We start from the raw sequence: 10,419 nt of genomic DNA on the forward strand, positions 1-10,419 counted from the left end.
TTCAGACGGCCTCTGTCCGTTGCCCGCCCCCTGCGAAACCGCTAAACTGCGACCCCGTCCGAAAGCCCTTTTCAGACGGCCTTTTTTATCCGCAACAAGCCGCCGCCGTCATTGCGACTGCGGCAGGCGGGTCAGCGTCATTACGCCGCTGCCGACATACGAAAGAACACAATATGACCGTATCCCCCATCGCCTTGCGCCGCAAAAGCGAGCCCAAGCCGCACCCGACCGCGCGTTATTGGAAAAAATGCGATGTCGAAGCCCTGTTTTCCCAACCCTTTCTCGAACTCGTCTTCCAAGCCGCCAAAATCCACCGCCAGCACTTCAACCCGCGCGAAATCCAGCTTTCCACCTTAATGTCCATCAAAACCGGCGGCTGTCCCGAAGACTGCGCCTACTGCCCGCAGTCGGCACACCACAACACCAATCTGGGCAAAGAACAGATGATGGATGTGGACGAAATCGTCGCCAAAGCCCGCATCGCCAAATCGCGCGGCGCCAGCCGTTTCTGCATGGGCGCGGCCTGGCGCGGGCCCAAGCCCAAAGACGTGGCCGCCGTGTCCGAAATCATCCGCGCCGTCAAAGCCTTGGGCATGGAAACCTGCGGCACATTCGGTATGCTCGAAGAGGGTATGGCCGAAGATTTCAAAAACGCGGGGCTGGACTACTACAACCACAATCTCGACACCGACCCCGACCGCTACAACGACATCATCCACACACGCAAACACGAAGACCGTATGGACACGCTGGGCAAAGTGCGCAACGCCGGTTTGAAAGTCTGCTGCGGCGGCATTGTCGGCATGAACGAAACCCGTGCCGAACGCGCCGGCCTCATCGCCAGCCTCGCCAACCTCGACCCGCAGCCCGAAAGCGTGCCGATTAACCAACTTGTCAAAGTAGAAGGCACGCCGCTTTTCGACGCCGAAGATTTGGATTGGACGGAATTCGTGCGCACCATCGCTGTTGCCCGCATCACCATGCCGCAAAGCTACGTGCGCCTGTCGGCCGGACGCAGCAATATGCCCGAAGCCATGCAGGCCATGTGTTTTCTTGCCGGGGCAAACTCGATTTTTTACGGCGACAAACTTTTAACCACCGAAAACCCCGATGAAGACGGCGACCGCCTGCTGATGGAAAAACTCGATCTGTATCCGCTGGGCTTCGATGCCGCCACCCATAACGATGCGCGGGAAACGCCAAAAATCCGCGTCGATTATTAGCCTGCGGTAGGGTGTGTTGCACGGCAACGCACGCGGTTTTTGGTTTTACGGAACACCGCGCGGACACACAAAGGCCGTCTGAAACCCGCCGCAGGTTTTCAGAAACGTCATTCCCGCGCATGCCGGAACGGCCTTTTTCAGACGGCCTCAGACCATGATTGAAGCCGCTTCCGCCGACGCGGCAATGACGTTTCCGAAAACAAAAAAGCAGCCGCAAAGGCTGCTTTTTCATGCGCAAACACCGTCAAAACGCGGCCGCACACGACTCTCGAACGGGTTTTCACACCTCGGCATAAAGCAGAATAAACGCCGCCGCAACCACAGTGAGCAGCGACAGCGAAAAAATCCACTCCGCCAGCGTCACCAAACGCGCGACATACGGATGGCTGCTGTTTTTCTGCGCCGTGTAGCCGACCACCACCAGCAGAAAGCCGATGGAGGAAAACAAAAACAAATCGTCGGAAATCATCTCGCTGGGTTTGAGCGACTGCTTGGCGGCAAGAATGCCCACCAGCGCCAAACCCATGCCCGCGATCGTGCCGCTGGCGGAAATCAGGGTATTGAGAGAAACGTCTGTTTGTTGCGACATGGCGTCAGTCCGTTTGCAAAAAAAGGGGCGATTGTAATGCAAAGCGGCGGCCGAATGACGGCTTGCCAAGAAAAGGCCGTCTGAAAGCGCAAAAGCAACAGCGGTAGGGTGTATTGCGCAGCAACGCACGCGGTTTTTTGGTTTTGCGGGGAATGGTGCGGGCAGATAAAAAGGCCGTCTGAACAAGCTGATTAGGCTTTCAGACGGCCTTTGGGCAAGATGGCAGGCAGGTATCTCATAAAACGCGTGCGTCGCTGAGGCGACACACCCTACGCATACAGGCTACGCTTGCTCAAGCAAAGAACGCGTGCATGCGTACCGTACACGCCCTACACGTCGGTTTTAAAGTTTGTGCCACCCGCCAATCGCGTGTGTGGCGTAGCCACGCACGCGATTGGCGGGAATGCAGGCTACAACCTGCTTATAAATCAAAGCAAATTAAGTTCTTTTGCAACTCTGTGATATTCAAATGATAAATTACCCATACTTTCAAGGTTGGATTTTAAATATTGATAAACAACTTCAGGCCATCTGCTTTCATCATGTAGGCTAATAATCAATCCTTTGACATCCTGATAGTTCCAGCCAAATAACTCTTGTACTCGTCGTTCAAGTTCTCCATAATTGAAATCAGGTCTTTCAGAGAATTCATCTAGCATATCATAGAGAAGATTTTCTTGCTCTTCATCAAAATCACGCTCTAATATTAGACATTCTATGGAGGTTAAACCTGAAATAATCCCTTTTTTCATTAAATTAAATTGGAAAGTCTCTTTTTGATTCATTCTGTCACTCCTTCAGTTAGATTGAATACATGTTATCTAGACATGCCGAAACATGTACGCAGCAAATCGAGCCATAAGTAATTTTTTCAAGATAACATTTTTAATCTCACTCCGCCCCAAACAACAAATTCTCCTTAATCCCCCGAATCCTATCCCGCAACACCGCCGCCTCTTCAAACTGCAAATCCCTAGCCGCCTGCTGCATGGCTTTTTCGAGTTTGGCAATTTCTTTAATCGCGTCTTCTTCGTTGTGAATCTCGCCGACTTTAACCTTGTTCTTACCTTTACCTTTCAGACGACCTTTGCCGCTGTCTTCTTCGTGGTACACGCCGTCGATGATGTCTTTGACCTGTTTTTTAATCTGCTGAGGTACGATGCCGTGTTCTTCGTTGAATTTAATCTGTTTTTCGCGTCGGCGTTCGGTTTCGTCGATGGCGGCTTTCATGGAGTCGGTGATTTTGTCGGCGTACAGGATGGCGACGCCGTTCACGTTGCGGGCGGCGCGGCCTATGGTTTGAATCAGGCTGCGGTGTGAGCGCAGGAAGCCTTCTTTGTCGGCGTCGAGGATGGCGACGAGGGAGACTTCGGGGATGTCGAGGCCTTCGCGCAAGAGGTTGATGCCGACAAGTACGTCAAACAGTCCGAGTCGCAAATCTCTAATGATTTCAACGCGCTCGACGGTGTCGATGTCGCTGTGCAGGTAGCGTACTTTGATGCCGAGTTCGCTGTAATAGTCGGTGAGTTGCTCCGCCATGCGTTTGGTGAGGGTGGTAACGAGCACGCGTTCGCCTTTTTGGATGCGGTCGTTGATTTCGCTCATTAAGTCGTCGACTTGGGTGGCGACGGGGCGGATGATGATTTGGGGGTCGACCAACCCTGTGGGGCGGACGACTTGTTCGACCACTTGCCCAGCGTGTTCTTCTTCGTATTTGGCGGGGGTGGCGGAAACGAAGATGGTTTGCGGCATGACTTTTTCAAATTCGTGGAATTTGAGCGGTCGGTTGTCGCGGGCGGAAGGCAGGCGGAATCCGTAATCGACGAGGTTTTGCTTGCGCGATGCGTCGCCTTTGTACATGCCGCCGATTTGGGTAACGGTAACGTGGCTTTCGTCGATGAACATAATGGCGTTGTCGGGCAGGTAGTCCATCAGCGTGGGCGGCGGTTCACCTTCTTTTTTGCCGGAGAAGTGGCGGGAGTAGTTTTCGATGCCTTTGCAGAAGCCCATTTCGTAGAGCATTTCGAGGTCGAAGCGGGTGCGCTGTTCGATGCGTTGTTGTTCGACGGGGCGTTGTTCGCGGGCGAAAAATTCGATGCGTTCGCGCAATTCTTCTTTGATGGACTCGCAGGCGCGCAAGACGGTGTCGCGCGGGGTAACGTAGTGGCTGGACGGGAAGACGGTGTAGCGGCCAACACGCTGGTGCAGGCTGCCTGAAAGCGGGTCGAACATATCGAGGCGGTCGATTTCGTCGTCGAACAGGCTGATGCGCAAGGCGTTTTCGGAGCTTTCGGCGGGATACACGTCAATCACGTCGCCGCGCACGCGGAAGCTGCCGCGTTTGAAGTCCAAATCGCCGCGTTCGTACTGCATGGAAACGAGCGTGGCGATGATGTCGCGCTGCTCGATGGTGTCGCCTTCTTTGACGGACAACACCATTTGTTGATACTCGGTCGGGTCGCCGATACCGTAAATGGCGGACACGGTGGCGACAATAATCACGTCGTCGCGCGTCATCAGGTTTTTGGTGGCGGAAAGGCGCATCTGCTCGATGTGTTCGTTGATCGCGCTGTCTTTTTCGATGAACAAATCGCGGCTGGGCACATAGGCTTCGGGCTGGTAATAGTCGTAGTAGGAGACGAAATATTCCACTGCGTTTTCAGGGAAAAACTCGCGCATTTCGGCATAAAGCTGGGCCGCAAGGGTTTTGTTGTGCGCCATGATGATGGCAGGGCGGCCGCTTTGGGCGATGACGTTCGCCATGGTGTAGGTTTTGCCCGAACCGGTTACACCGAGCAGGGTTTGGAACGACAAACCGTCGTTTAAGCCTTCCAATAAGCCTGCGATGGCGGCGGGCTGGTCGCCGGCGGGGGGGAAGGGCTGGTGGAGTTTGAAGGGGGAATTGGGGTATTGGATGATTTGCATGGCAATCGTTCGGCAACGCGGGGAAAGCGGGCGATTATATAGCAAGAGGCCGTCTGAAAAGTTTTCAGACGGCCTCTTGATTTGCGCGGCTTATTCGGCGGCAGGCTGCTCGCTCTCGGCGGCTTTGTTCTCGTGTTGCAGGCTGACAGCGCGGGCGGGAACAATAGTGGAAATGGCGTGTTTGTACACCATTTGGGTCACCGAGGTATTGCGCAGCAGCACAACGTATTGGTCGAAGGATTCGACTTGGCCTTGCAGCTTGATGCCGTTTACCAGATAGATGGAAACGGGTACATGCTCTTTACGCAGGGCGTTCAAAAAGGGGTCTTGCAACATTTGGGCTTTAGCTGTCATTTTTTTATACTCCACTTTCGGATGGTTTTGTTTATTAGAAAAACGGTGTGGATTGTAACGGTTATCGGCTGGCTTGACTACCTTTGGCGGCAGGGCGGCGCTTTTTCAAACGTATTCCACCGCCACGATTTCGTATTCGCGCACGCCGCCTGGCGCCTGCACTTCGGCTACGTCGCCCTCTTCCTTGCCGATCAGGGCGCGGGCGATGGGCGAGCCGACGGAGATTTTGCCCGCTTTGATGTCGGCTTCGTCTTCGCCGACGATTTGGTAGCGGACATGGTCGCCGCTGTCGAGGTCTTCCAAATCGAGGGTCGCGCCGAAAACGACTTTGCCTTCGGCATGAATTTCGGCGGGGTTGATGACGTGGGCGTGCGAGAGTTTGTGTTCGATTTCGGCGATGCGGCCTTCGATAAAGCCCTGGCGCTCTTTGGCGGCTTCGTATTCGGCGTTTTCCGACAAATCGCCGTGCGAGCGGGCTTCGGCGATGGCGGCGATGACTTCGGGACGCGCCACGCTTTTGAGCTGTTGCAGCTCGTTTTTCAGCATCTCGGCGCCGCGCACGGTGATGGGGATTTTTTTCATTGTCTGTTTTCCTGTGGGCGGAATCCGTGGGGTTTCCGCGTTGCAAAATATAAAAAGGCAAGCCGCGCGTTAAACGGCGGCTTGCGGTGTCTGAAGCGGCGGCATTTTACCAAAAACGGGCGTTTTGGCAATCTCTGCGTTTCAGACGGCCTCTGTCTGACCGAAGGCCGTCTGAAAACTGTGTTCCGGGCGATGCGGTTCGTCCGCGCGGCGGGGCGGTATTCAGGCCGTCTGAACAGCCGTTGCGGCGTTTTCAGACGGCCTGTTTTATCCAAACAGCCGTTAGCACAAGGTCTGTTTAAACCCGTTTAAGTTTAAAACGGAATATCGTCGTCGATGTCTTCCACCGGTGCGGCAGGCGCAGGGGCGGGGCGGCGGGCAGGGGCGGCGGGCGGTTCGGCCGCATATTGCTGCTGCGGTGTGGCCTGCTGGTATTGCTGCTGCGGGGCGCTCTGCTGGTAGCCGCCTTCCTGATAGGGCGCGCCGCCGCCGCTTTGGCGGCTGTCGAGCATTTTCATTTCGTTGGCGACGATGTCGTAGGCCGTGCGCTCGATGCCGTCGCGGTCTTGGTATTTGCGGCTCTGGATGCGGCCTTCGATGTAAATTTGGCTGCCTTTTTTCAGATACTGTCCGGCGATTTCGGCCAGGCGGCGGTACATGGTGATGTTGTGCCACTCGGTGCGCTCCTGGCGCTGGCCGCTCTGGCGGTCGTTCCACGTTTCGCTGGTGGCCATCGAAAAGTTGCAGACGGGCTCGCCGTTGGGCATATAGCGCACTTCGGGGTCGCGGCCGAGGCGGCCGATGAGGATTACTTTGTTTAAAGACATGGTTTTACTCTCCTAAAATAATGGCTTTGGCGGCGGCCTCGTCAAAGCCTTTCTGCATGGCTTTGATGTAGACGGTTTCGCCGTCGCTGCTGAAACTGATTTGCTCGATGCCCGCAAGCGTGCCGAGCGCGGCGGACAACTGCTGCTGCCTGCCCGTCCAAGCGCCGCCGACGCGCAGGGCAACGGTTTTCACGGGCTTGGGCGCGGGGCTGGCGGCGGCCGATGCCAGCCACACCAGCGTCAGCGCCACTACAAACGATAGCACGGCATACATGCCGTGGTGCTGGAACAGCCAGCCGCCGAGCCAGAAGCCGCTCATCAGGCCGACCGATTGCAGGGTGTTGTACACGCCCATCGCCGTGCCCTTCAAATCGGCGGGGGCGATTTTCGACACCATCGATGGCTGGCTGGCTTCGAGAATGTTGAAGCCGACAAAATAGACAATCAGACAGGCGCCGATCAGCCACAACGAATGCAGCGACAGCATCAGCGCGGCCACGGCAGCGGCGGTGAGCACGATGCCGATAACGAACACCTGTTTCAGACGACCTCTGGTTTCGCCGACGATGATGGCGGGTATCATCAGAATCAGGCCGAGCAGCGTGGCGGGGAAATAGACTTTCCAATGGCCGGTTTTGTCCAGCCCCAGCCCTTCCATCACAAAGGGCAGGCTGGCAAACAGCGCCATCATGCCGCAGTGCAGGGCGAAAATGCCGAAATTGAGGCTCATCAGGCGGCGGTCGGCAAACACTTCGCGCAAACGCGAGGGCTGCGCCTGCGCGTCTTCGTGCAGCTTGGAAACCTGCGGATCGGGCGTCCAAAACGCCACCACCAGAATGCTCGCCAGCGTCAGCACGCCCGTGAGCAGAAACAGCCCTTTCACGCCGATAACGCCCGTCAGCATCGGCGACAAAACCAGGCTGGCGGAAAAGGTGATGCCGATGCTCAAACCAATCATCGCCATCGAACGTGTGCGCACTTCCTCGCGCGTCAGGTCGGCCAGCAGCGCCGTTACCGCCGCGCTCACCGCGCCTGCGCCCTGCAGGGCACGTCCCACCACCAGCATCAGCCAAGTGTCGGCGGCGGCGGCGGTGAAGCTGCCGGCGGCAAACAGAATCAGGCCGAAATAAATCGTTTTCTTGCGGCCGAAGCGGTCGGAAGCGATGCCCAGCGGCAGCTGCATTAAGGCCTGCGTCAGCCCGTACATCCCCGCCGCGAAACCGGCCAGCGCGGCATTGCCTTCCGCGCCGGGCAGACCCGCCGCATACAGCGACAGCACGGGCAGCACGAGAAACATCCCCAGCATACGCAGCGCGTACACGCCCGCCAGCGAAGTGCTGGCGCGCCATTCGTCGGGGAACATTTGTGTTTGGTTTGCTCTTGCCATGCTGCCGCCTTTATTGCTGTTTCCGGTTGTGTGTGTGCCGTTGTTTTGAGTGACGGAGGCCGTCTGAAAGGCCTGAAAGCGGCGGATTATACAGCATCGCGCCGCCGCCGAACGATGCGCCGCCAAACTCTGCTAAAATCGCCGCCTTCCCTTGTCCGCAACCGCTTTCAGACGGCCTCAAGCGACAAAAAAGGCCGTCTGAAAACACCAGAAAGCATCCGCACCATGACCAAAAAACGCGTTCTCACCGGCGTAACCACCACCGGCATTCCCCACCTCGGCAACTACGTCGGCGCCATCCGCCCCGCCATCCGCGCCGCGCAAAATCCCGACACCGAATCCTTCCTCTTCCTTGCCGACTACCACGGCATCATCAAATGCCACGAGCCCGAGCGCATTCATGAGTCCACCCAAGCCGTGGCCGCCACCTGGCTCGCCTGCGGCCTCGATCCCGAGCGCACCACCTTCTACCGCCAAAGCGACATTCCCGAAGTGATGGAGCTCAACTGGATACTTACCTGCATCACCGCCAAAGGCCTGATGAACCGCGCCCACGCCTACAAAGCCGCCGTGCAGGCCAACACTGAAAATAATCAGGAAGACCCCGACCACGGCGTAGAAATGGGCTTGTACAGCTACCCGATTCTGATGACCGCCGACATTCTCATGTTCAACGCACAGGAAGTGCCCGTCGGCCGCGATCAAATCCAACACGTCGAAATGGCGCGCGACATCGCCGGCCGCTTCAACCACCGCTTCGGCGAACTCTTCACCCTGCCCGAAGTGAAAATCGACGAACAGGTCGAGCTGCTGGTCGGCCTCGACGGGCGCAAAATGAGCAAAAGCTACGGCAACACCATTCCCCTGTTTGAAACCGAGAAAAAGCTGCAAAAATCGGTCAACAAAATCATCACCAACCTGAAAGAGCCGGGCGAACCCAAGCAGCCCGACGAAAGCCCGCTGTTTGAAATCTACAAAGCCTTCGCCACGCCCGCGCAAACCGCCGAGTTCACCCAAATGCTCTCCGACGGCCTCGCCTGGGGCGAAGCGAAGAAACTCCTCGCCGCCAAAATCAACGCCGAGCTCGCCGACAAGCGCGAACGCTACAACGAGCTGACCGCCCGCCCCGCGCAAATCGAAGAAATCTTACAGGCCGGCGCACAAAAAGCCCGCCGCGAAGCGCGCGATCTTTTAGACAAAGTACGCGACGCCGTCGGCATCCGCGCCTTGAAGTAAAACCGAAAAGGCCGTCTGAAAGCGCAGCTTCGGCGCAGCCAACACCGCTTTGCCCGCTTTCAGACGGCCTCAAACCATCCGCCAGAGACCGCACCATGTCCGCCATCGAACCCATCCGCCAGCTCACCCTGATCGGCGTCGGCCTGATCGGCGGCTCGTTCGCCCTCGATTTGAAACGGCTCGGCCTGGTGCGCCACGTTGCGGGCGTCGACACCGATGCCGCCAACCTCGAACGCGCTCTGGAGCGGCGGGTAATCGACAGCGCTTCCTGCGACATTTCCGCCGCCAACGTCGGCGAAGCCGAACTGGTGCTCATCGCCACCCCCGTTGCCGCCCTCGCCGCCGTCTGCCGCGCCGCCGCCCCCCTGCTGCGCCCCGACGCCATCGTCAGCGACGTCGGCAGCACCAAACAGTCCGCCCTCGCCGCCTTCGCCGAGCATCTGCCGCAGCACCTGCCGCGCTGCGTCGCCGCCCACCCCATCGCCGGTTCCGACCGCCACGGCGCACTAGCCGCGCAATTCGGCCTCTACCACAACAAAAAACTCGTTATCTGCCCGCACGAAGGCCAGCAGCCCGCCGCCGCCGGACGCATCGCCGCCCTATGGCAGGCCGTCGGCGCACAGGTGCACCGCATGGACGCGGTGGAACACGATGCCGTTTTCGCCGCCGTCTCCCACCTGCCCCACCTGCTCGCCTTCGCCTATGTCGGCCAAATCCGCGAACACCCCGACGCGCAAACCTTCCTCGACTTCGCCGCCAGCGGTTTCCGCGATTTCACCCGCATCGCATCCAGCCACCCCGCCGTCTGGCGCGACATCGCCCTCGCCAACCGCGGCTTCCTGCAACAGCTCGCCGCCGCCCAGCGCGCCCAGCTCGAACGTTTGGAAACCATGCTGCAAAACGGCGACGCCGACGGCCTCTACCGCTACTTCGCCGCCGCCAAACAAACGCGCGACGAGTGGCTGGACAAGCAGGACGGCTGAGGCCGTCTGAAAACCCGCCGCCCTTGCCGCCGCCGTTTTGTCTATATCGGACACACAGAGGCCGTCTGAAAGCGAAACTTCAACGAAGTTAAAACCCGTTTCAGACGGCCTCTTGTATCCTTGTTCAAGCAGCAGGTTCGGACGGCAATTCCCGCGCCGCCCGCATAGCTGCCGTCTGAAAATGGCCGTCTGAAAATGGCCGTCTGAAAATGGCCGTCTGAAGTGGCCGTCTGAAGTGGCCGTCTGAAGTGGCCGTCTGAAGTGGCCGTCTGAAGTGGCCGTCTGAAGTGGCCGTCTGAAGTGGCCGTCTGAA

General features: G+C 57.9%; 11 protein-coding genes. 3 read left to right on the forward strand and 8 right to left on the reverse strand.

Annotation, left to right across the window (positions count from 1 at the left end; genetic code table 11):
- Positions 1-173 precede the first annotated feature (173 nt).
- Complete coding sequence (bioB, locus tag ACLD9W_RS08050) at positions 174-1,223, forward strand: biotin synthase BioB (RefSeq protein WP_410841542.1); 1,050 nt, start codon at positions 174-176, stop codon at positions 1,221-1,223.
- Positions 1,224-1,503: 280 nt separating this feature from the next.
- On the opposite strand, the gene ACLD9W_RS08055 is transcribed toward bioB, so the two are convergent.
- The 7 genes from ACLD9W_RS08055 to ACLD9W_RS08085 all read right to left on the reverse strand — a co-directional run bounded on the left by ACLD9W_RS08055 (position 1,504) and on the right by ACLD9W_RS08085 (position 7,887).
- Positions 1,504-1,812: a hypothetical protein gene (locus tag ACLD9W_RS08055; RefSeq protein ID WP_410841543.1), complete on the reverse strand. Its 309-nt coding sequence runs from the start codon at positions 1,810-1,812 to the stop codon at positions 1,504-1,506.
- Between the two features lie 428 nt (positions 1,813-2,240).
- Positions 2,241-2,597 carry a hypothetical protein gene (locus ACLD9W_RS08060; RefSeq protein ID WP_410841544.1) on the reverse strand — a complete coding sequence of 119 codons (357 nt, stop codon included), beginning with the start codon at positions 2,595-2,597 and terminating at the stop codon, positions 2,241-2,243.
- Positions 2,598-2,703: 106 nt separating this feature from the next.
- Entirely contained in the window at positions 2,704-4,737 is a 2,034-nt protein-coding gene (gene uvrB / locus ACLD9W_RS08065) for an excinuclease ABC subunit UvrB (protein WP_410841545.1), read from the reverse strand.
- Positions 4,738-4,827: 90 nt separating this feature from the next.
- The gene (gene hfq, locus ACLD9W_RS08070) at positions 4,828-5,091 is read right to left on the reverse strand and encodes an RNA chaperone Hfq (protein ID WP_009426117.1); all 264 of its coding nucleotides are present in this window, start codon (positions 5,089-5,091) and stop codon (positions 4,828-4,830) included.
- 105 nt (positions 5,092-5,196) lie between these two features.
- Positions 5,197-5,673, reverse strand: a complete 477-nt coding sequence (gene greA, locus ACLD9W_RS08075) for a transcription elongation factor GreA (protein WP_410841546.1) — start codon at positions 5,671-5,673, stop codon at positions 5,197-5,199.
- Positions 5,674-5,987: 314 nt separating this feature from the next.
- The gene (locus ACLD9W_RS08080) at positions 5,988-6,500 is read right to left on the reverse strand and encodes a single-stranded DNA-binding protein (protein WP_410841547.1); all 513 of its coding nucleotides are present in this window, start codon (positions 6,498-6,500) and stop codon (positions 5,988-5,990) included.
- Positions 6,501-6,504: 4 nt separating this feature from the next.
- Entirely contained in the window at positions 6,505-7,887 is a 1,383-nt protein-coding gene (locus ACLD9W_RS08085; protein ID WP_410841548.1) for an MFS transporter, read from the reverse strand.
- A 225-nt stretch (positions 7,888-8,112) separates the two neighbouring features.
- Here ACLD9W_RS08085 and trpS point away from each other — a divergent pair, with 225 nt between their 5' ends.
- Entirely contained in the window at positions 8,113-9,123 is a 1,011-nt protein-coding gene (gene trpS / locus ACLD9W_RS08090) for a tryptophan--tRNA ligase (RefSeq protein ID WP_410841553.1), read from the forward strand.
- 95 nt (positions 9,124-9,218) lie between these two features.
- Positions 9,219-10,106: a prephenate dehydrogenase gene (locus ACLD9W_RS08095; protein WP_410841549.1), complete on the forward strand. Its 888-nt coding sequence runs from the start codon at positions 9,219-9,221 to the stop codon at positions 10,104-10,106.
- 124 nt (positions 10,107-10,230) lie between these two features.
- On the opposite strand, the gene ACLD9W_RS08100 is transcribed toward ACLD9W_RS08095, so the two are convergent.
- Positions 10,231-10,419: hypothetical protein (locus ACLD9W_RS08100; protein ID WP_410841550.1), on the reverse strand; the 189-nt coding region annotated here is incomplete at its 5' end.

Origin of the sequence: Neisseria sp. WLZKY-1 (genome assembly GCF_046546535.1) — a bacterium.
GTDB lineage: Bacteria > Pseudomonadota > Gammaproteobacteria > Burkholderiales > Neisseriaceae > Neisseria.